Source organism: Gelidibacter gilvus (assembly GCF_004115975.1).
Taxonomy (GTDB): domain Bacteria; phylum Bacteroidota; class Bacteroidia; order Flavobacteriales; family Flavobacteriaceae; genus Gelidibacter; species Gelidibacter gilvus.
Map to the genome: position 1 here is coordinate 48,740 of NZ_SDDZ01000002.1, position 21,203 is coordinate 69,942.

Annotated in this window: 20 protein-coding genes and 1 riboswitch; of the genes, 4 read left to right on the forward strand and 16 right to left on the reverse strand. The window is 36.2% G+C overall.

The window, feature by feature from the left end; genetic code table 11:
- Positions 1-728: 728 nt before the first annotated feature.
- The gene (locus tag ESZ48_RS04305) at positions 729-1,481 is read right to left on the reverse strand and encodes a YhgE/Pip domain-containing protein (protein WP_129016102.1); all 753 of its coding nucleotides are present in this window, start codon (positions 1,479-1,481) and stop codon (positions 729-731) included.
- A complete protein-coding gene (locus tag ESZ48_RS04310) occupies positions 1,481-3,151 on the reverse strand; it encodes a hypothetical protein (protein ID WP_129016103.1) in 1,671 nt (556 codons plus the stop codon). Before ESZ48_RS04310 ends, ESZ48_RS04305 begins: the two co-directional genes overlap by 1 nt.
- Positions 3,152-4,244: 1,093 nt before the next feature.
- On the opposite strand from ESZ48_RS04310, the gene ESZ48_RS04315 reads away from it, so the two are divergent.
- Entirely contained in the window at positions 4,245-5,207 is a 963-nt protein-coding gene (locus tag ESZ48_RS04315; protein ID WP_129016104.1) for an SH3 domain-containing protein, read from the forward strand.
- A 943-nt stretch (positions 5,208-6,150) separates the two neighbouring features.
- On the opposite strand, the gene ESZ48_RS19210 is transcribed toward ESZ48_RS04315, so the two are convergent.
- From ESZ48_RS19210 to ESZ48_RS04360, 9 genes are all read right to left on the reverse strand, one after another.
- The gene (locus ESZ48_RS19210) at positions 6,151-6,438 is read right to left on the reverse strand and encodes a hypothetical protein (protein WP_129016105.1); all 288 of its coding nucleotides are present in this window, start codon (positions 6,436-6,438) and stop codon (positions 6,151-6,153) included.
- A 965-nt stretch (positions 6,439-7,403) separates the two neighbouring features.
- Complete coding sequence (locus tag ESZ48_RS04325) at positions 7,404-7,598, reverse strand: hypothetical protein (RefSeq protein ID WP_129016106.1); 195 nt, start codon at positions 7,596-7,598, stop codon at positions 7,404-7,406.
- 2 nt (positions 7,599-7,600) lie between these two features.
- The gene (locus ESZ48_RS04330) at positions 7,601-7,792 is read right to left on the reverse strand and encodes a hypothetical protein (RefSeq protein WP_317127979.1); all 192 of its coding nucleotides are present in this window, start codon (positions 7,790-7,792) and stop codon (positions 7,601-7,603) included.
- A gap of 55 nt (positions 7,793-7,847) precedes the next feature.
- Positions 7,848-8,243, reverse strand: a complete 396-nt coding sequence (locus tag ESZ48_RS04335; protein ID WP_129016108.1) for a DUF5675 family protein — start codon at positions 8,241-8,243, stop codon at positions 7,848-7,850.
- Positions 8,243-8,998 carry a hypothetical protein gene (locus ESZ48_RS04340; protein WP_129016109.1) on the reverse strand — a complete coding sequence of 252 codons (756 nt, stop codon included), beginning with the start codon at positions 8,996-8,998 and terminating at the stop codon, positions 8,243-8,245. The genes ESZ48_RS04335 and ESZ48_RS04340 overlap by 1 nt, the downstream gene beginning before the upstream one ends.
- A 195-nt stretch (positions 8,999-9,193) precedes the next feature.
- Complete coding sequence (locus ESZ48_RS19710) at positions 9,194-9,352, reverse strand: hypothetical protein (RefSeq protein WP_190246189.1); 159 nt, start codon at positions 9,350-9,352, stop codon at positions 9,194-9,196.
- 306 nt (positions 9,353-9,658) lie between these two features.
- The gene (locus ESZ48_RS04350) at positions 9,659-10,174 is read right to left on the reverse strand and encodes a DUF6557 family protein (protein WP_129016111.1); all 516 of its coding nucleotides are present in this window, start codon (positions 10,172-10,174) and stop codon (positions 9,659-9,661) included.
- Between the two features lie 43 nt (positions 10,175-10,217).
- Entirely contained in the window at positions 10,218-11,033 is an 816-nt protein-coding gene (locus tag ESZ48_RS19505; RefSeq protein ID WP_223266356.1) for a 5' nucleotidase, NT5C type, read from the reverse strand.
- A gap of 86 nt (positions 11,034-11,119) precedes the next feature.
- Positions 11,120-11,404: a hypothetical protein gene (locus tag ESZ48_RS04360; RefSeq protein WP_129016112.1), complete on the reverse strand. Its 285-nt coding sequence runs from the start codon at positions 11,402-11,404 to the stop codon at positions 11,120-11,122.
- Between the two features lie 137 nt (positions 11,405-11,541).
- A riboswitch (SAM-I-IV-variant riboswitch) is annotated at positions 11,542-11,638 on the reverse strand.
- A 263-nt stretch (positions 11,639-11,901) separates the two neighbouring features.
- Between ESZ48_RS04360 and ESZ48_RS04365 the strand changes: the two genes are divergently transcribed.
- Positions 11,902-12,861, forward strand: a complete 960-nt coding sequence (locus ESZ48_RS04365) for a metallophosphoesterase (RefSeq protein WP_129016113.1) — start codon at positions 11,902-11,904, stop codon at positions 12,859-12,861.
- 130 nt (positions 12,862-12,991) lie between these two features.
- On the opposite strand, the gene ESZ48_RS04370 is transcribed toward ESZ48_RS04365, so the two are convergent.
- Together ESZ48_RS04370 and ESZ48_RS04375 are read right to left on the reverse strand one after the other, a co-directional pair.
- Positions 12,992-13,429 carry a hypothetical protein gene (locus ESZ48_RS04370; RefSeq protein WP_129016114.1) on the reverse strand — a complete coding sequence of 146 codons (438 nt, stop codon included), beginning with the start codon at positions 13,427-13,429 and terminating at the stop codon, positions 12,992-12,994.
- A gap of 90 nt (positions 13,430-13,519) precedes the next feature.
- A complete protein-coding gene (locus ESZ48_RS04375) occupies positions 13,520-13,882 on the reverse strand; it encodes a hypothetical protein (RefSeq protein ID WP_129016115.1) in 363 nt (120 codons plus the stop codon).
- Between the two features lie 407 nt (positions 13,883-14,289).
- On the opposite strand from ESZ48_RS04375, the gene ESZ48_RS04380 reads away from it, so the two are divergent.
- Positions 14,290-15,081, forward strand: coding sequence for an N-formylglutamate amidohydrolase (locus ESZ48_RS04380; protein ID WP_129016116.1), 792 nt, complete (start codon positions 14,290-14,292; stop codon positions 15,079-15,081).
- Between the two features lie 303 nt (positions 15,082-15,384).
- Here the strand turns inward: ESZ48_RS04380 and rapA are convergent, their stop codons facing one another.
- The 3 genes from rapA to ESZ48_RS04395 form a co-directional block, all read right to left on the reverse strand.
- Positions 15,385-18,213, reverse strand: coding sequence for an RNA polymerase-associated protein RapA (rapA, locus tag ESZ48_RS04385; protein WP_129016117.1), 2,829 nt, complete (start codon positions 18,211-18,213; stop codon positions 15,385-15,387).
- Between the two features lie 406 nt (positions 18,214-18,619).
- The gene (locus ESZ48_RS04390) at positions 18,620-19,174 is read right to left on the reverse strand and encodes a ferritin (protein WP_129016118.1); all 555 of its coding nucleotides are present in this window, start codon (positions 19,172-19,174) and stop codon (positions 18,620-18,622) included.
- 155 nt (positions 19,175-19,329) lie between these two features.
- Positions 19,330-20,244 carry a WD40 repeat domain-containing protein gene (locus ESZ48_RS04395; protein WP_129016119.1) on the reverse strand — a complete coding sequence of 305 codons (915 nt, stop codon included), beginning with the start codon at positions 20,242-20,244 and terminating at the stop codon, positions 19,330-19,332.
- 347 nt (positions 20,245-20,591) lie between these two features.
- Here ESZ48_RS04395 and ESZ48_RS04400 point away from each other — a divergent pair, with 347 nt between their 5' ends.
- Entirely contained in the window at positions 20,592-21,092 is a 501-nt protein-coding gene (locus ESZ48_RS04400; RefSeq protein ID WP_129016120.1) for a pyridoxamine 5'-phosphate oxidase family protein, read from the forward strand.
- Positions 21,093-21,203 lie beyond the last annotated feature (111 nt).

The window sequence follows — 21,203 nt, forward strand, 5'->3', positions numbered from 1 at the left end:
TTAGTAGTTTGGTGTTTACTTTTATTCATTTTTCAGTACCTATTTATGTTATAATAAACGGAATACTACTACTTATATTTATTCTTATCGTTTATTCCATTTACAACGCAAAACAATGACAGGTAGATAATACTCTCTTCCTTCGCTTGTAAGAATACATATTGTCAAAAACACTTGAGAAAAAATTTCAAGTGTTCTTTTTAATTTGACCTGTTGCACTAATCACTTTAAAAGATAATCACCTTTAAAGGTAAACTCCTATGGGTATAATTTTAAAAATAGAACACGATCTACCAATGCCCTTGATAAAAGCCTAATAAAGAAACAGCACTAGCGAACATTTTTCCTTCATGGATATAATCAAACCTAAATCCAGATCGTAATAAGGAGTTCCTCAAAATTTCTGTGCAGGCAGGGATCTAAAACTCGTTTTTATACTTAATAAATATTTTTAATACTGAATTTTCTGAACATCTTTGACCCCTTATTTCTGCGTAATTCAAAACTTACAAGGGGGCATGTTATAAGGAGATCGTCAGTCGTTCCATTTTATTCCATTAAACATTTATGCAAGACGCAGTGTATATAAAAAATAGTTTTTCAAACAAGGATCTATCGTGTCACGGTTATTATCGACACTTTACAAAATCTGTGTAAGTAGATAAAGATGACTTGGATTATCAAATTAAGTCATCTCTATCTAAATTTATTTTCTCATTTAACCATTATTATGATAATTGAATATAAACGTAAATTGCAGTTGTCATTGAAACTATTATTGCGCCTATACTTACTGCAGTTAGTAGTTTAAGCTTCTTTTTTGCATTATCGAATCGGTTAGATTCTAAAACCAATTTTGTGTTTAATTCTTTCAAAAAATGAACTTGTTGAATAGAGGCATTAAGTTCTTCTAATTTACAATTTACTGATTTTATAGTTGCATCTAATGCAAAATCAATTTTTTCTATATTTTGATTAAATAGCAACTCTCTTTCTAATTCATTTTTTGCTCTGTCAAGATACCGTTTTATAAGTTGGTTTAACTGCAATTGTCCTCTCTCAATCTGATCTCCCTTTTCATTAACTAATGATCTATTTTCCTTAATTTCAGTAAAACTTTTATTGAGATCCTCATAAGTCATGCATGATAATTGAGCAAGACCTCTCACCATTTTAGCAAGATCTGCTGTGTTTGCATTGACACTTTTAAATAAATGAGAGATGGAGGAGGTCGTTTCGCTATTTGATTTTTGATCACTTTTGATTAGCTCCCATAATTCAGATCTGCTCGGGCTACTTGAGAACCATTGCTCATCAACCGACGTTTGAGTTTTACCTATTAAGTCTTCATGATCCTTTAAGTTTTTTAGAAGTGCGGTCAGTTTACTTTCTGAATTGTCAAGTCTGCTTTGAACACCTTGAATCTCCTGAATAATTCTTGAGGGGGGTATAGTCCGAAGCGTATTGTTTGTTTTTATCATTATAAAGATGTTAGTTGGTTTAATAGATAATCTGCTTCGTCCTGCGAATTATCTATTCTATTGGCTTTTAAAATGAATTCACTTTTCATTTCTGATAAATCTCTTATTGATTCATTAATTTGATTTTTACAAGAGGAAATGATTGGTAATACACCTTGAAAAACGGTTATTGAAACACCTACAGCTTGTGTTGTTTTAAAATCACTCACTCCCGCTTGCGCCATATTTACCTTTGAAAGTCTTGTTAATTCATCTGCCTCTTGTCCGACTAATTTTTTAAAAGCAATTTGACTTTGATATTTCTGAAATCCTTGTAGAATTAGTACAGAACTGATACCTACAATTAAACCAGATAGTACTGGGGAAATAAAACCAGCAAAGGGAGCTGTAAAGGGCAGGTACGTTATTAAGGCCTTTTCGATAATTTCATCTAATGCGAGCCCGATTAATGTTGCAACTGTTGCGCCCATTATTTTCATAGCTTCATTAAGCCTTTCTTCCCACGTGTAATCATTAGAAAATAAAATTTTGACAGCTTTTATAATCGACATAAATGCGGTCTTAACAAACTTAAAGATATTCTTCGCTATTTTAAATACGGAATTTAATAGAGCATCTACAAAGGTTGAGAGAAAACTATTAATTGAATGATCTTTAAATGATCTCAAAATATCATTTGCTTTAACTTTAATTCTCGAAGTAATGTTTTTTGCTTTAGTTGTAAAATCAACATCTTCTTCACTTTTACATTCATTAATTACTTCAATAACAGTTATTGATAACAATTTACCAATTGCAGCCTTAGCACCACTTTTTGCTGCATTTGATACTGCGATTTTGGATTGGGTTCCAAGACTATATACAATTGTTTTGTTTTTTAAGATATCATTCTCCTTTCTGTTGCTTTTTTCTAGGGCATCATTAATTCGTTTCTCATCAATTTGAAAAAACTCTTTATTTGTTTTATTTGGGTCTTCTTTAGATGGGGCGTTTAGCCATTTTGGAAGATTGCTTAGGGTTACGGCCCTTTTATGATTATTTAACTTTCCTAATATCGGAACTAAATTCTCATCAGAGTTAAGAAAGTTTCTTTTTTCCTCCAAACTTAATAAACTCAGAACTGGGTCATTATGAACTTCATGAGCAGATTTAAAATGATCCCATTCATATGCTTTACTCTTTTTATCTGTTTCTCCATTCGCAATGAACTTACCTGTAAGTGCATCATGGACACCTCCGTCCTCCTGACTTGCTAACCACTTTTCACGTTGGGTTTCGGCTTGTGATAAACCATTTCCCTTCCCAACATAATCTTTCCTATTGTACTTAGGGATTTCCTGATTTAATAGTTTTTCAAATTCGTCACCAGAAGTATATTTTGGTTTGTATTTATGGCTTCTTTCAGTCAAGGGAGTATTATCCCATTGTTTTTTATTTTCAAATTCTTGTTTGAATTTAATAGCTTTAGTATGGCCAGTGTTCTCTAAAATGTCAGACACACCAAGCGCCATGGTAATGGTTTCAATAGCTTTTCTTTGAATAGCATCCATCAATTGGCCGTTTAGTTTTTTCGGATCGACATCATTCATTTTGCTCTGTAATGCTTCGATTTCCTTTAGTATTTGTTGCTCTTCACTGCTTAAGTCTATTTCTATTTTATCTAAATGCATACAATTAATTGTTTTCGTTGTTAGGGGTCAATCATAACCTGCAATGTAATATTTTAAACTATTGAAATCTTTATAATTGTAAAGATTTATCTTACAAATTAATATTATGAGGAGCCATTTTAGTTTGTCTTTTTTTAAATCAATTCTTAAAAATAAAACGCTAGATAGCACGAATGAATTTAATTGATTAGGATTAGTTCAAAGACAGATCCGAAATTATTTGAATTAGTTCTTGCGGACGCAGAAATTGTTGAAAGAGTTTATCAAGCGAAAAATGCATTTCATCTAAGAGTATATTTTATAGATAGGAATGATACTTCATTCATTGCCTTCGCCACCTCTTCAAATACTATTAGTTGTAGTTTCGATAAATTGTGCCAAGACATAATACTAAACACCGGAAAGAAAGTTCAAGATATAATCGAAAAATTAGATCTCTAAGTAAATCCATCCAAGCCCATCTCTCTTTGCGAACGAAAAGTGACCGAAAACCACGACGTTCATAACAAGGATTTAACATTCCGAAAAATTCTTGATTGTTTAATGTCCAAACATCGCAAACAGGAATTGGATTTGTATCGGCTTTACGCCAAAGAAGAATCTTCTTACCAGGCGTTTTTTAATACAATGAAGCTGATGGTGAGTTTGAGTGGTATATAAATATCTGAGATGGTGATTTCAAATATAAATAATTTACTGATCTACTGGATTATTTAAATAATGTAAAGTAAATCGTAAAATACAGAAATTCAATAATATTTAGTATGTCCGTGTTCCCGCTTTAAGTATTAAGAAATAGAGAATTTTGTGGTGAGAACTATCTTTTAGTTTGATGCAATAGTTGAGTCATAATCTTTAAGAGATTTTTAGAATATTGAAGATGACAAAAAATTCGATTTGGTAGTTACTTAAAACTAATTTTATTAAATATTGTAGTTAATTGTGTAGGAAAACGATATGTTTGAAATTTAAGTGGTATAGGTGCAATCGGTTACATCTACTCGGTTGTTCTATTTAATTAAAACAAAGTTTTGACTTTACTTTCTAAACTTACTATAACCATAAATAATATTTTTAATCAAAATCATACCGAATGAAAAATCAATTAGTTATCCTTTTTTTATTAGTCATTAGTTCTATTTCATGTAATTCTCAAATAAATAGCAAATTAACAATAGAAGGCACTAACATTTGGATCAGAGAGTATCCTACTACTGGTGATATAATTATGAAGTTAAATGAGGGTGATGTTTGTGATGTATTAAAAAAGGATAAAAAAGATAAAATAGGAGGTATTACGGACTATTGGTATAAAATTAAATTTAATAACCAAATTGGATGGGTTTTTGGCAGTCAGACTTCTATTAAACAAAATAAAAAATTAATAAAACTTCTGAAAAATTTCGATATAAAATATGAGGAAGGGTTAGATATAAAAATAATAAATAAAGTTTTATTTCATGAAGAAGATGTCTATGAATCTAGGATTCTTTTCGAATATACTTACTCAGATAAAAAACCTCCATTAATATTTGTTTATGTATCTCAAGAATCAACAGCGCCGTATTTTATTGTCGTAAATAAATTAATAAACTTTAGTGAACTAAAAGAAAAAGTATCGAAAGACTGGTCAGGCGCTTTCTCAGAAGAATTTTCGACTTTAATCCCCTCAGCTCAAATTCAGCTAAAGGCGAATGAAATTCTTGTTGACGTAAACTATGATACAACAATGTATGCCACACATATTTACAATATTGATGGCAGTGGTTTTATAACTGAATCCGATCAAAATGAATTCTTTATAAATAAGAAGACAACCGCTTTAGAGAGTTTTGATTTTTATGAAACCCAAGATTTAAGAAAAATTATAGGAAATATATTTCAGGGCGATAATATTATAATTGAGTCTACAATTTCATACTCTTTTTTTTATGGTGGTATCTTTAAAATTAGAACAGAAAAAGGAGAAATCGGTTGGGTTGAAATGGAATTACTACCTGCCAGACCATTAGAAAATACACCTCAATTACATGATATTGAATCGTTTGCGTGGTAAAAAATTACATAGAACAATAAAAATGGTGAATATGGCAGATAGTGATAAATTAGAATGCAGTGGCTATTTAAAACATTGTAGTTAACTGAAAATTTCTAGTGCTTATAGACCAAAAGCATATGCTGGCGCTCGTTTGTAAAGAGTACACGCTACCAAAGTTGGTAAAACGAAAATCGTTATAATTTTAAAGGGGGCAGGTAATAAGGAGTTCGTCAGTCGTTCCATGAATCCCTGCGCAGGCAGGGATCTCCGTCTTCAACCGCTAACCTTATTTACAATTTAATACCCCTTCAAACCTAATTTATTCCATTTTAAGAAAGAGGATAAGTAAGAAGGAGTTCGTCAGCATCCCTGCGAAGGCAGGGATCTCGTATATAAAAGCTTATTTCAATAACGAAGTTGAAAACTCATTAAATAAGAATATAACCTATTTACAAGAGGCAGGTAATAAGGAGTTCGTCAGTCGTTCCATTTTGTTTCATAAAACATCTGTGCAAGGCGCAGTACCCGTGAAAACGGGTAACTCTAACAAGAATCTTCCAACTCAATAACACTTCCTATCCACATAAAAGCCTTGCACACACCATAAATAGCACCACTGCGGCGGCACGTCCTCGTTTGGCACTATTTATTTGTTTTATTTCACACATTCTCTCCTTCCTCACCCGCAGCTACTTTTGTGCCCAAACCCAATAAGGTTTCGCTTCGCGAGTTTTTTTTATTGGGCACAACCGCTGCTTCATGTGATGCGAGCCTGCGGGTCGCTTCGGGCTGATCGGGCTGTCACGATTTTTGCAATTCCCCATTTGCCTCCAGTCGCTTCTGTTCAGGCCTTCGTGCCTCATGCCTTCATTCAGCCACTTCGGCAACCCGCGCAAGCGTAGCTCATTTATTACACTTCACGTCACAGCGTTTCTTCATTCCGCAATACTAACGGTTAAGTTCACAACATTGTTAGCACCAAATTTAGCATCTGGTAATCCACCACACCGGTTGCGTAAACGTATTGCTCCATTTCGGAGCTGTCAACGTTGCGTTTCATGCAATCGCTACCCTTGCCTTTGCCACCGCTGAAGCAAAAAAATCGCGCCAGCCCTGCGGTAAACCGTAGGCGTCTGCTGCCCTCATCCTTCGGGCTTATGCAGCCACCACCCTCGCTCAACTCGCAGCCGGCTCGCGCCTTTTGATTACCTGCCTTGGCTGTTTTATTATAAATTAGTTGATGTAGCATATAAATTATTGAGGTAAGAAAGCTTAAGTTAATACATATGAATCTAATACTTTCGAATGTACAGACATTTCTATATTCTTGAATCTAACAGCGAAGCGGTCTTGGTTCTTTTCCCTTAGTTTCTACATTATAACCACTCTAGTCTTGATTCCTGGTTCTAACAGCGACCTGTGCTGGGCGCAGTCGAAGTAAGCGATCTTGATTCTTTTCCCATAGTTTCTATATTATAACTATTCAAGTCTAGATTCTTGATTCTAAAAGCGAAGCGGTCTATATTCTATTTAAAACTCATACATACTACAAAGGTACAGGCATGCGGATGCGAGCGCTACAAGGGTTCGCTTCGCCTGTTTGGTAAAAAAATCTCCATCCGCCTTCGGCAGGATAGTATTTTTTTACCACAGCCCTTTCCGCAATCGCACCGTCCTGTATACAAGGCACTATGTTTAAGTTTTTATTCAGGATCCGTTTAGGCAGTCGGTGGCTGCTGGCGGGCATACGTACATCGGGCAGTCCGTTCCATGTAGGTGTTCACTTCGTCGGCTTTAAGGAGTACACGGTGCGCATCTTTTGGTTTGAGTGCTGTCTTTCTGAGCTCCCTTTTTAGGGGGCTTTTTTTTGGTCGTTCCCAGACTGATAGCATTAGAAATATGAAGGGGCAGAGTGAGAGCGGCGATAAAATTTCGGAAAGATTTTCGATAAGAATAAAACAAAAAAGACAACAAAGATAGTTGGCTTCCTTCGGCCTCCCCTTAGATGCTGTAAAGCTCAAGCCTAGTGGTTTTGCGAAAAATAGTGGCTAAGAAGCGCACGATTTTTCGGAAAAAGCTTGACAGCATCGCCCCGCCAACTGTGCCGAATGTTTTCTTTTTTTATCTTCCGAAAAAAATATCAAGGGGGAATTGGAGGACAACCCAAATGTGTCAAAACAATAAGGAGCCTCGTGTGAAGCTCCTTAAAGGCTATTAATCCTCTGATTGATGGCGTTTTATCCGTTTCCGAATAAATTTAATCAACAATGATACGACATAACTTACCACAGTTCCAAATGTGGCCATGACCGCGGTCTTGATGAGGTCCTCTGAATTGACATGCATCCAAAAAGAAGTAAAGGCACCACCAAGAATTGAGAATCGGATATGGGTAACATCTTCAGACATCCTTAATCGGATTCAGTCGATTTCTTTTTAGCCTCCGCGGCCCCATCTTGGGTAACTGCCTGACTCACCGCCACAGCTACCGATCCGGCCACCGTCAAATAGGTAGCAACCGAAATAAGTATGGCGGGCATCACTACCGGAGCAGCTAAAATGGCGCCTCCAGCGGTGGCCAATGCGATGCCGATATTGCGCAATTTCTTGAAGAATTTTGGCGTCGGCTTTTGATAACGTTCTATAATATTCATAATCTTACGATTTAATGATTAATTGGACTTTTTCGTTTCTGTCGAATGCCTGGTAGCATAGCGACACTAATTTTTGATGTAACAGCTTTGAATTGGTTCCTTTACCAATTCCCGTCAACTGCGTTACCGGAGCGATGCAACCTTGAAGCTCTCGCTTGGCATCATTGGCGGGATGAATTAGGATCAGACCTCGATCCAGGACGTCTAAAATGTGTAGATGATGTCCAAACTTTGCCGAATACCTCGCTTTTAACTTGTATTCACCCTCCCGAATACAAGAGATAACCTGTTTGTTGTTTAGCCAGGGTAATTCGATGGCGAAACCCATAAACAATCCATTAAGGAAGAGGGCACTATTGGTACCCTCTTCAAAATAGGTTCTATGGAGCAGAAGCACCATTACAAGTAATCCACACCAACAATTGAAAGCGCGTTAAAAGCACCGTTTTTAAGCGGGTACATTTGCCCATTCACTTCTTGGTAAAATTCAATCCCTAAAACATGGAGAATTGGAAGCAAGGAGTTTGGAGTTAATACCATCGCCAAGTTAATGACGGCGGTATCCGCACTGTCGTAAGGTAAGATTGCCGTTTCGGCACTTTCAAAAATCGACGTTTCGTTCACAAAGTCAAGCTCAGTGGCGCCAGAAACAATTTTGAAATGCGTGGTCCCACCAGGGGCAGCAATCCGCAAGGTTGGTGCAAAGGGAGCAATATCCACATCAACCTCTCCCGCCGCACGATCAATGGCAGGAGCAAAGGGTGCATACAATGTGGCACCAAGCTTTCCATTGATGTTGAACTCAAACCCGTTCAATAGGTCCATATTCCCATCTTCTATGGTTCTATGTCCACGTTCGTTGATCTGGTCCGTTTTTGCAACCGCAACCAAAGCTTTGACCAAACGGCTCACTACACGTTTGTCCTTTGCATTCTGCAAAAGAACGCGCACCGCCCCTCTGATCAGTTTACCACCTTTTCCCGCCCGCCCAAACTCCGAACCGTTTTCACGCGTCCGTTGATAGGCTGGGTCATTCGCAATCCTGCTGCCGTCAACACCACCTTTGGCTCTGGCCATATGGCCATCTGCACTTTTGTAAAAGGAAATATCTCCGATAGTTCCCTTCAATTTGATAATACCAGTTTGTCTAGCCATAATATTTAATATTTTGATTATCAGACAAAAGAGATTAACTTTATTTCAAAAATCAAAAACAACTTGACATCCATTCCGCAAAAAGCACATTTTGCCAAAACGGAGTAAATTGGCACCTTGTAAATTACCTAAGTTGAGGTATAGATCATGTAGGGCTCATGTATGGATCAAGTATGGATACAGTATCAAATGAAGCTAAGAAGAATCTGCATATACCCAAAAGACATCCAAGGCATCACCGGAAGAAGTGAGCGCTATGGGCGTAAGCTTATCAAAGAAATTAAGGACCACCTGGGCAAGGCCTCCCACCAGTTTGTAACCACAATGGAATTCTCTGAATACACCGGCATCCATCTCGACATCATCGAAGCCTATATCCAGCAAACATCCTAGTATTTAATAAGGTTTGATTAGGTTTGAACCCATATAGTTCGTAAATTAGTCATAGACCAAAAGTCAACAATCATCCCGAACTGCTATTACCACAATTCGGTCAACATATTTTTACAAGCCTCGCGAGCAGCGATAAACACTGGGTAATAACCAAAGGTTCGAATCCTGTCGGGCTCACACAAGCCGAAAGACACATAACAGTGACTTTCGGCTTTTTTTGTGGCACAATTCCGCTAATGAATAGTTCAGGATCTATGAATGTTTTCTTCAATCGCTATCTTCTTCACGCCAAGTTCTCAAAATTTCTTCTACGGAAGCCGTGATAGCATCACTTTCTTCATCTGTCATTGATTCACGTGCCTTTCTACTTTTTTCAATTCTATCGTTTTTTTCTTGAATGACCTCTTCCGTAAATCCGATATAAGTCATTTCATATATGCAATGGACAATAATTTCTGATTCTGAAAAGTTAGCTAAGCTTTCTTTGCTGATATCCATGCCCAGCCATTCTCGCCAAGACACTAACTCTATACCTTGTGAATAGGTTTCTTCTTTGTTTTTTGGATTGTTATGTAACCCTGAGACGTCAATGTAGTCCTCATCACCATCTTTTTCTTGGGTTATGACAATTGACATATCAGTTTCTTTGGGGGACAGCATTACCAATTTTTCAAATACAATTCGGTATCCATTAATGTTTTCTTCTGCCTCAGGATAGGTTTTTAAAAATATGGGCAAAATAGCAGGCCAATCATTGGTTTGTAAAAGCTGTTTCAATTTCATGACTATTCAATTTTAATATGAAATAATTTCTTATTCTTTAATATTAAGCGAGGTTTTTCAGATAAGCGACGACTGCTTTCCAATCTTCAAAACCTTTTCCTTCTTGGTTGAAGTGAATATGTTTTCCAGTAAACTTTCCCGCTCCATTTGCAGTACGGTCATCTATAAGGAAGTCCCCTTTGGCTAAATGTTTGTTGTGAGAAAGGATTAATCTTTTGTAGGCTAAATCTGGCAAGTATTTCTTCACCCAGTGCAATTTGTCTTGCCAGGCCGAAGGATTATCCCAAGGTGCAGTCGATAAAATATAAGTGTCAAAATTTTTACATAACCATTTGTAACCTTCAATAGCACCGTCGTTAGGCTCCATCAAAGAGAAAATTCCTGGAACTTCATCTAAGTTACCATTGTACTTTATTCTTTCTTCTTCTGAAATTCTATCGATGCCAGATTGGAAATTGACTAAGACACCATCCATATCGACAAAAACAATTTGTTTTTCCTTTCTCCTTTTTAGATCCAAAAGCTCTTTATAATTTTTGGTGTGTCTAACTACTTCTTCGCAAAAATAATCAGAGGAAATATCTGAAGCAGTGCCGCCATCATAATGTAGACTCACTCCAAAAGCGTCTCTCTTTTTATTCACCCGTGTTGTGTATTCCTCAGACATGAAATTCTCTGGGTCTCCGATTTCCCTTGCCATAAAATCCCATTCTTCTCCAAATAAGGCACCTTTCAATTCTCTGACTTGGGTAGAAAAGTCTGTGCGTGTTCTTTGAACTTTTCTGAGTTGTTCAATCTCATAGTCCGTTAAAAACTCTTTATAATTATTTAAAATTTTTCCGATGGTTAATGTTTTCATAGTTAGTTTCAATTAGGGTATTAGTTTAGTTTAATTATTGGGTGCTAAATTTTTAGATGCAGTGATCCTACTTTGCATAGAGAGTTTTAGTCAGTAATAAAATTAAAATTCACGAAGGTGTATTTATCACCTTTCTTAAAAGTTAGTTGTGAATCTTCCTTTACTAAAGCGGTACAAAGGGCAACTTCATGTTTAATTTGTTCTTCCGTTAAATCCGCAACATCGTCATTGAAGAAAATAACGCTTTCTGCTGTTATTCCGTCCCAATGCCACTTTTGATAAACGACATCATAGTCTTCGATTTTAGCCTCAACACTTGTGAGAATTCGAGTGTCTTCTTCTACAGGAATGTTTTTAAATTTGTCTGTCATAATTACTGTTTTTAGGTTAATTTATAATTTAGTTTAATTAGTTTTCATGCGCGCATGGCAGTTTCTCTCAGGTTCCAGACCAGAGCACGGTGTTTTTGTGTTATAAAAACACAGTAATCGGTAAATACTTTAAAAGGAATAAATCATATTTTTCCTAAAAGTAGGCTCATTGTCTTAGCACCTTCGCCTGTTTTGGCAGGTTGCTATCACTCAGTGTGATTCGTAATGATATCTCGAAGATAAGGCTATGTTTTGAATTTTCCTACAGGATTATATGAATACTTATTTGCGTTCTTTATGGCTCTTGAACCATAATAACCTTATTGAATTGGATTACAATCTAATGTGAAGCGGAATAATGCGGGAATAATTTTTCATTTTAATGATTTACACTATTCATGAATATTTTGGAATTTTAAAGTAGGAATTATCGTATTATTGGGACTGATAAGGTTATATTTCTCGATTGTATAATTGATAAAAATAAACATCAAACAATGATTGATTTAATTGGAGACGTACATGGATACGCCGATGAACTTGAAGAATTACTTAGCAAATTGGGCTATTCAAAAAAAGACAACTACTATTCGCATCCTGAAAGAAAAGCTTTATTTGTGGGCGACTATATTGATAGAGGCCCAAAAATTAGAGAGACTTTAGAGATCGTAAAACAAATGTCTGACAATGGTAGTGCCATTGCGTTATTGGGTAATCACGAATATAATGCGCTTACTTTTCATTTTAAAAAGTCTGAAGGGGGACACTTACGAGAGCATTCAATTAAGAATATTCTTCAACATTATGAAACCCTTTATCAATTCCGAGACACAAAAGAGTTTCCTGATGGAGAAAAGGAGTGGGCAAAATATATAGAATGGTTTAAAACCTTACCGTTATTCTATGAAACAGAAACAGTCAGAGCAGTTCATGCCTGCTGGGATTATAAAAGTATTGACTACCTGAAAAAACATTTACTTAACAACCGACTAACAGATGAGTTAATTCATCAATCTGTGGAAAAGGGGACAGAACTGTATGATGCTGTTGAGAACACCTTAAAAGGGAAAGAATTGAGCATGCCAGAAGGAAAAGACTTTGAAGATGAAGATGGGAATCCTCGAACTGAAATGAGATACAAATGGTGGGAAGACCTTTCTAAAATGACTTATGACGAAATCAAAATGCATCCTATAGCTGAACTTCCAGAAGGAGATATTGAATTGTCAGCTATAAAAGATAATGACTATTACAGAAAAGATGACAAAAGTGTTTTCTTTGGGCACTATTGGATGAAACTTGAAGAATTAGCTATAGATAAGCCTACACTATTTAGGGATAATATATGTTGTTTGGATTACAGTGTGGCCAAGGGAGGCCATTTAGTGGCTTATAGCTTCGCTGATGAACTTAAATTGGACGAGCAGAAATTCACTTGGGTAAAAAAGATTGTTTAAAATAAGCAAGTATGTCCTCCGTTCTCTATACAGGAACGGAGCCTACTTATTATATCACTTTTAGAATTCATGAATTTGTCTGAATTTCTCATAATACACAATCCAGAAAACCAACTTCTCAAATTCTCAACTAATTCACAATAAAAATCATCACTTCAATTGGAATTTCGCCCGTAATCGTGTACATAACGGTGTTGTAACTCCCTTTACCTTGACGCAGATATTTCCCGTCATAAGTGTATAAAATGGTATTATAATCGCCTTTACCTTGTCGAATAAATTCGCCGTCCCATGTACAAAGCACATCGTTATAATCCCCTTTTCCCAATCTTAAATATTTACCGTCCCAAGTTGATAAAACGGTGTTATAATCGCCTTTCCCTTGCCGAAAATATTTACCGTCATAAGTAACTAAAACCGTGTTGTATACGCCGTTTCCTTGTCTTAAATATTTTCCATCCCACGTATACAACACCTCATTATAATCGCCTTTTCCCTGTCTAATATAGGTTTGAGCATCTACTATAAACGATGAGAGCATTAAGGTAATTGTGAGTAGAAGTTTCATGTTTTGTTTCATTTTAAGATTTCAGTGCTAAAAGTCTCCAAATGCATAATTAAACACAATAGAAAACCTATTTTTTGGAGAGACTTAAAACTAAATTATTGAAATAAAAGCGTAAACCTGGTCTCTAGTTAACGCGCCGTCTATAAAGTATTTTACACTTCCGTGTCTTTTGTCTTTAATTTCTGAACCATCAATATAATAGCGCAATGAGCCATGTTTTGATTTGTCTTTTACCTCAGCGCTGTCAATGTAATACCTGACAGTTCCGTGTTTGCTCTTTTCTCTAATCTCACTTCCATTGATATAAAATCTCACAGTACCATGTCTAGATTTTTCTCTTACTTCTGAACCGTTAATATAAAATAGCGTTGTTCCATGTTTTTTATCTTTAATATCATTTCCATCAATATAGAATAAGGTTTTTCCGTGCTTTTTGTCTTTAATGTCTGGCATAATATATCGTTTTGAATTTCGCTTACTCTAAATCGGTTTTCAGCTTTCCCGTAAACTCAAAAATAAAAGCCTCCATTCAAACCGTGTGGTGCGATTGGAAAATTTTTATTGAATAGCACCGAATATACTCAATAAACCCAATTAAAGGAATATAATAGCTCGTGCTCAACGCTGCGAAACTTTTATTAGAAACATATCAGTTCCTTCATGTTTTGAGTTTACAGTGACTATATTCAAATCTTGCCTGTAAGGTTGTTTTTAAAATTCAGTCGTATTCTAATTATAGTTATAACAACATAACTCAAAGAAGGTTTGTATATCTAAGGATTTAACTATCTTCCATTTTTTTAGATACAACACATGGACAAGCCTACATAAAATTAGAAAGCATAAAAATTGCACTTAATATGATTGGATATAATACGCTTTTGGGATTGGATTTATTTAGTGATGAGATTGAAGACTCTTATATTTTCCATATCCCACATTCAAAGACTGAAATACCCGACCAATTCAAATCTGATTTTGTGAGTACAGAATTAATGGAACATGAAATAAAGTTACTTACTGATTTCGCCACGGATGAAATCTACACAATTGGCAGTTTGTCGAAGGTGGTATTTCCATATAGTAGGATTTTCTGTGATGTAGAGCGACTTGATGATGAAAACGAGGTGATGTTCGCTTATGGGCGTGGTTTTTACTATACAAAAACAGATAGTGGTGAATTACTTAGGGAGAACTCAAACGGAAACAAGGAGGTGATCTATAATGATTATTATCTCAAACATCATGAGACGTTAACTAATTTAGTAGACCAAAAACTTAAAGATGGTAGATCTCCATTAATTGTTGACTGTCATTCCTTCTCAGATACTCCATTTACTTCTGATATTGAACAAGGTCTTGAAAGACCTGATTTTTGTATCGGTACAGATGATTATCACACCCCTAAATGGTTGGTTGATATGGCGGTTGCCTACCTGACCAATCAGGGGTACTCAGTGAAAATAAACTACCCTTATGTAGGCACTATCGTTCCTCTGAAACATTATCAAAAAAACGAAAATGTACAGAGTATAATGATAGAGGTCAATAGAAAACTATATATGGACGGTGGTGTTGTTAACGACAGCAAAGTCATAGAATTGAATCAATTGATGTCGAGTCTGTTTTTGGTGAATTATCAACCAAACTAAAATGATTTGGATATTGAGATTTCTTCCAATTTAAAATGGAGTATGTGGGTTCGATTTTTCGTTGCATCTATACCTTTAAATGAGCTATTATTATCGGTGATTATGGGGAAGGAGACAGGATGTATTTGCTTGATAATCACTTAATTTAAACCTTATTTATCTTTTAGTGTAAATAATGTTGAAGAGCTCTAAATAATTATCGATTTATATTTTAAGCCCAGAGCATCCCGACCATATTTGGGACATTTATAGTTTCAAATTCTATCGGCTTCCCTTTTTCCTTTTATACTTCACCAATATAAATCACCCTTTCTGAATCAATTGTAAGGCATCCAATCGTATCCGTGCATTTTTTATTAGCGACGTTAATAATGTACGCTCTTCAATAGCAGCTTCGATTTCGTCTGTTCTGACGTGTTTGTTCTTCTTTTGTAGTGCAGTAAGCCGATTTATTTCATGATCCAATTTGAGTTTCATGCGTTGCTGGGCTGTTAATATCTCTTTTTCTGCTAATTCATTCGCGATTTTTGTTGCGGATAACATCATATTTGGCAACAGAGTGTCTACGAAGGCGTCATTTTCCAATAGTGGTTCTATACTGCTAGGCGTTAAGTTTTTGTTCAATAGTTCAACTGAAAAGACCTTTGTGACATCTTTCCCGTTATGGTCTATGACAACTCGAAGTGGTGTATGGGGAAGGAAACGGTTGATAGCCGTATTTTCTTGACCGGATGCCTCGAGCACAAATAGTAATTCGAGCAGCAGGGCAGGAGTGCCAGTTGTTCGAAAGAGACCATAGCTCACACTGCCAATTTTGGAACCAAACACCATGTCGATTGCCTCTGTAGTCATCGGGTGTTCCCAACTTAAAAAACTAATATCATCTCTAGTTATGGCACGCTTTCTATCGAAGGTAACGTGTATACCTTCCCGCGGAATGGATGGAAATATTTCAGAGTTAAATGTAGAAGGATGTAACAAATAGGTGCGGGCCGCAATGTCTTCCATCTCGATATCAAAATGCTCAAACACTTTGGTTAAATAAATTTCAAGACTTTTATCTTTGTCTTCAGTTTGGATTTGCTTCATAAGCTTTTTCGCTACTTTCGGACGAAACGAATTCATTTCCAATAGTCTATCACGACCTTCCGCCATGTTTTTTCTAAGTTCTTTTTGAAACTCTGCTGTTTCTGAAATTAATTGTTCCATTTCGGAATTGGCTTCTTCAAAGGACGGAAGTTCACAAATCTTTATTAATCGTTCGCCTAATGTTTTGGCAATAATATTCCCACCTTCAAGGTTGGTACTGAACGCATTTAATCCTTCATGAAACCATCGTACGAGTAAGTGCTGAGGACTTCCATCGAGATAAGGAATATGGATATGGATGTCGTTTTTTTGCCCAATCCTGTCCAAACGTCCTATGCGCTGTTCCAGTAATTCTGGATGCAAAGGCACATCAAATAGGATGAGATGATGAGCAAATTGAAAGTTACGACCTTCACTTCCTATTTCTGAACAAAGCAGGATTTGAGCACTATCATGATCTGCAAACCAAGCCGCATTTCTATCCCGTTGCACCAAGGTCAGATCTTCATGAAAAACGCCTACATTAATTTTGATGTGCGCACTAATGGCAGATTCCAATGCCAAAACCTTTTCTTTAGAATTACAGATGAGTAGGATTTTCGCAGGATATAATTCTTGCATTTTTTCTAAAACCCACTCCACCCTTGGATCTTCCTCAAACCAAAATTGCTGTTCACTTTTTGATTCTAATGGTCGTTTTATATCTGAATAAAATTCATGCTTGGCACGATCAACCCAAAGCTTATGATTTTTTTCTGCCTGAATTGGAATGACATGGGCTATTCGTTTAGGGAATCCGCTCATTGCCAAGCGCGTATTTCGAAATAAAACTCTTCCCGGACCATGCTGGTCAAGCAAATCTTCAATAAGATGGTGATTTTCAATACCGTCCTTATTGGCTAATGCAGCCACTCTTTCTTTAGTGAACATAGCTTCTAAAAGCTTGATGTCTTTTAATTTTAATTCTTCATCTGAAGATAGTTTCTCCACTACAGTAGCAATGTCTTTGTTGCCTTCAGATTCGTTGATAAAATCAGTGTAATTATGATACCGAATGGGATCGAGCAATCGCAGTCGCGCGAAGTGACTTTCCACGCCTAATTGTTCGGGAGTGGCAGTAAGAAGTAATAATCCCTTTGATGCCTGGCTCAATAATTCTACAATACCGTACTCTGGACTTACATGGTCAACAGACCAATCGAGATGATGTGCTTCATCTACAACAAGCATGTCCCAACCAGAAGAAAAGGCTTGTTGACTTCGTTTTCTTGAATTTGCCAAAAACCCTATGCTGCAAATAATCAGTTGATTGTCTAAAAACGGATTTCCATCGGGTGCACTTTCATCAAGAGATGCACAACGCTCTTCATCAAAAATATGAAACCACAAATTGAATTTCCGCAATAGTTCTACAAACCATTGATGAACAAGTGATTCGGGAACAAGAATAAGGACTCTGGAAATACTTCCGGTCACCAATAACCGATGCAGAATTAAACAGGCTTCGATGGTTTTTCCAAGGCCAACCTGATCGGATAACAATACGCGAGGTGCATATCGTGAGCTTACTTCATGTGCAATATAAAGTTGATGGGGAATTAAATCGATCTTGCCACCAACAAACCCATATACTGGAGATATTTTCCTGTTATAATCGCGGTATAATGTTTCTCTGCGAAGTGCAAACATTTCCGGTGCATCAACATCACCAGCAAAAAGCCGATCTTCAACATTATGTGTCACGGATCCGCCACCTATTTCTGCCTCATTCAAAGCACGTCCTTGCCCATAATAAACATAAAGTGCATCTACTTGTTTCACGTTTTCAACTAAAAGCGATTGGCCTTCATGATCTGTGATAACATCTCCTACTTTAAAGATAATTCGGGTTAATGGCGCACTTTCGATGGCATATAATCGCGTTTCGTCTGTTATTGGGAAATTCATTTGTACTTTGCCTTTGCTGACTTCTGTCACAATGCCCAATCCGAGTTCAGGCTCTCCAGAACTGGTATATCTTTGATCAGGAAAAAAATCTCCCATAGAATAGTTTGTTGTTTAAATTGTAGTTGTTGTTTCCAGCCATTAAGCTGTTGGTTATTTGAAAATAATGCCGAGGTTTTTGAATACTCTTATGGCATCTAGATGTTGCTTATGGCATGTGGGTAAAGCTTTGTGCGTGGTTGATGGCGAGCATAAACCGCTAAGTTAGAAAATTAAGACGGAATAGAAAATCCTTTGAGACTTTCAGAGCTGGATTTTAATCTGTTTGAACTTGATAAGTTATCAATTTTGGATCTGTATGGCCGAATAGTTGCAAGATTTTTTTTTTTGAAATATTTGATAGTGGTCTGGACGTATCAAAAAATGATATTTAACAACGAAAATTTAAGAGTAAAACAAAAAAAACCTCAAATGAGGTTTCTTTTGAATTGTGTAAACTATTTTTTTATTCTGGATTATCCACAGATGCATCACGAGCCAACGGAACATCATCAGCCGCATTTTCTAAATATTTATCAAGATTGAATAATGATTCATCCGTAGCTTTCGGTCCACCGGCAATTTTTAGTTTATCCAATAAATCCATCACTAATTTTTCTTCTTCTATTTGTTCTTTTACGAACCATTGTGCGAAATTAAAAGTTGCCCAATCGCCTTCCTTATGTGCCAAATTGACTATTTCATAGATCGCTGTTGTGTTGTCAACCTCATGTTTGAATGCCTTTTCAAAACAGTCCTGCAAATTTGTGGGATCTTTAGGAGGTGCTTTAATGGCGGTTATTTTTACAGTACCACCGCGCTGCATTATATATTGCATTACTTTCATCATATGGTTTCGTTCTTCACCCGAATGTCGAAAAAGAAAGTTTGCAACGCCACCATACCCTTGAGCGTCTGCCCAACAGCCATAGCTAAGGAAGACCTGTGCGGCTTCAGCTTCTTTTGATACTTGATGGTTTAAAATATCTTCTATTTTCTTTGATAGTCTGTTGGTGTCCATTGATTCTGAATTTTAATTGACTATAAAGTAAGACTATTTGGAAAAATAAGATTGTCTCATTTGCTACAATTAATTGTTTAAACCATTTTTTAGAGATATTGCTATAATGAGAGATAATAGATCGGTTGGACTTACTGATCCCGATTTTGGAACCTTTAATTCATTTTTATTTCCCATATGATGATTGTCCTATCGTCGCTTGCTGAAATCAAATAATCATTATACGTACTCCAAATTAACTTATTGACAGAAAATTGGTGGCCATCATAGGTTTCTTTATTAATGATTTCCAGTAGTTCAAACGATTTGGAATCCCATATTTTTATAGATTTGTCGCGACTCGCTGTAGCAAATAAGCTAGCATCTGGGCTAAATGCAATATCATAAATTGCCCATTCATGAGCGGGAATCGATTTTTTAAGCTTGTAACTTCCCGCGTCCCAAATGTTCAAATAGCCATCTCTTCCGCCTGTTAAAAGGAGTTTTCCGTCTGGACTGAAACGTGCGACATTTGACGACAATTGATGTCCAAGGAAAACTCTTTTCTCTACTAATGTGTTTAAGTCAAAAACATGAATGTTGCCGTCTCCTGCAGTCATAGCTATTTCTGAAGTTTTATAATTAAAATCCATATGACGAACTTTTTCATCGCATAGCTTGACCCATTTGATTAAGTCCAAACTATCCAATGAATACACCCCAAGATGACCGTCTCCGCCAAGAGCATAGATACAATTAGTGTCTAGAGAATAGCTGATATGAAAAACCTGAGAGGTATGGTCTGTTAGAAGTTTTTTTTCTTGGTTGGTTTCTAAATCTAATATATGAACCGTACCATTAGAAGTTCCTGCCAACAACCAATTTTTTTCTGGAATGTAACAAATAGAATATATAGGTTCTGGAAAACGAGCAATCATTTTTTCAGATTGAAATGTTTCTAGATTCCATTGCGCGATAACTTTATCCACACTTCCAGAAAAAATCAAATGGTCATGTGTTCCTATATCTAAAGCGTATATCGCTGCTTGATGTCCTGTGAGCTGTGCTATTTTAGTGATTTCAAAATTCATATATGTGAAAGTTCTGCAACTTGAAGTTCTTAACATTATTATCAACAACGCAAGATACACAACTAATTTACGTCATTGAAATGGACTAATGAATATTCAAATTCGCAGGAGAAGACTTTGGAGATACAAAGATGCGCTCAAGGAATCTTAAGAGGAATGTCGGAAAAAGAAGTTAGCTACACTACCAAGCATTTGAGCAAGAATGATTAATTCCCTCATTCGGTATAATAAGCATAGTATAAAATTAAATGAAGATTTTCGTTTTTGCGATATAATTTTATTGGATACAACTATTGATGTTTTTATTTGTTGATTAATTTTATCAATAAATTAAACAGAATAACATTATGAGCAAAGAGAATTTATATAACGACGACGCCAAAAAGAAAATTAAAGAGATGGCAGAAGACATCGACTTTACAATGATGGCAACAAATTTGAAGCAAACACCCTTGCACATGGTTCCGATGAGCACCAAAAAAGTGGACGAACAAGGGAACATTTGGTTTCTAAGCAATAAGAATAGTACGCACAATCACAATTTGATGAATGATCCTAATTTGCATCTTATTTATGCAGATAAAAGTGACATGCAATTCCTCAATGTGTATGGAATGGCAACAATCACTACCGATAGAAGTATGATTGATGAACTTTATGGCAAAACAGATGACGCGTGGTTTGAGGGGAAAGATGATCCAAACATTACCGCCATTTCTGTAAGACCCAAAGAAGCGTATTATTGGGATCCGAAAAACGGCAAATTGGTTTCTTTGGTTAAAATGGGCGTAGGCGCTATTACTGGAGATCAACCGGACACCATGGATTTTGGAAAATTAAAACCATAATTATTAGAAAGCTTGTACTGTAGTTCAAGTTTATCATTTAAAAAGGTTTAACCGCAACGGTCGTAAAGTGAAAACGTGAAGAGCGCAATGCAATTTCATTGAAAATTTATG

Coding starts and splice junctions, on each gene's coding strand:
- ESZ48_RS04305 (WP_129016102.1), bottom strand. CDS start 1,481: ATGATAAAAACAAACAATACGCTTCGGACTATACCCCCCTCAAGAATT.
- ESZ48_RS04310 (WP_129016103.1), bottom strand. CDS start 3,151: ATGCATTTAGATAAAATAGAAATAGACTTAAGCAGTGAAGAGCAACAA.
- ESZ48_RS04315 (WP_129016104.1), top strand. CDS start 4,245: ATGAAAAATCAATTAGTTATCCTTTTTTTATTAGTCATTAGTTCTATT.
- ESZ48_RS19210 (WP_129016105.1), bottom strand. CDS start 6,438: ATGCTACATCAACTAATTTATAATAAAACAGCCAAGGCAGGTAATCAA.
- ESZ48_RS04325 (WP_129016106.1), bottom strand. CDS start 7,598: ATGTCTGAAGATGTTACCCATATCCGATTCTCAATTCTTGGTGGTGCC.
- ESZ48_RS04335 (WP_129016108.1), bottom strand. CDS start 8,243: ATGGTGCTTCTGCTCCATAGAACCTATTTTGAAGAGGGTACCAATAGT.
- ESZ48_RS04340 (WP_129016109.1), bottom strand. CDS start 8,998: ATGGCTAGACAAACTGGTATTATCAAATTGAAGGGAACTATCGGAGAT.
- ESZ48_RS19710 (WP_190246189.1), bottom strand. CDS start 9,352: ATGGATGCCGGTGTATTCAGAGAATTCCATTGTGGTTACAAACTGGTG.
- ESZ48_RS04350 (WP_129016111.1), bottom strand. CDS start 10,174: ATGAAATTGAAACAGCTTTTACAAACCAATGATTGGCCTGCTATTTTG.
- ESZ48_RS19505 (WP_223266356.1), bottom strand. CDS start 11,033: ATGAAAACATTAACCATCGGAAAAATTTTAAATAATTATAAAGAGTTT.
- ESZ48_RS04360 (WP_129016112.1), bottom strand. CDS start 11,404: ATGACAGACAAATTTAAAAACATTCCTGTAGAAGAAGACACTCGAATT.
- ESZ48_RS04365 (WP_129016113.1), top strand. CDS start 11,902: ATGATTGATTTAATTGGAGACGTACATGGATACGCCGATGAACTTGAA.
- ESZ48_RS04370 (WP_129016114.1), bottom strand. CDS start 13,429: ATGAAACTTCTACTCACAATTACCTTAATGCTCTCATCGTTTATAGTA.
- ESZ48_RS04375 (WP_129016115.1), bottom strand. CDS start 13,882: ATGCCAGACATTAAAGACAAAAAGCACGGAAAAACCTTATTCTATATT.
- ESZ48_RS04380 (WP_129016116.1), top strand. CDS start 14,290: ATGATTGGATATAATACGCTTTTGGGATTGGATTTATTTAGTGATGAG.
- rapA (WP_129016117.1), bottom strand. CDS start 18,213: ATGGGAGATTTTTTTCCTGATCAAAGATATACCAGTTCTGGAGAGCCT.
- ESZ48_RS04390 (WP_129016118.1), bottom strand. CDS start 19,174: ATGGACACCAACAGACTATCAAAGAAAATAGAAGATATTTTAAACCAT.
- ESZ48_RS04395 (WP_129016119.1), bottom strand. CDS start 20,244: ATGAATTTTGAAATCACTAAAATAGCACAGCTCACAGGACATCAAGCA.
- ESZ48_RS04400 (WP_129016120.1), top strand. CDS start 20,592: ATGAGCAAAGAGAATTTATATAACGACGACGCCAAAAAGAAAATTAAA.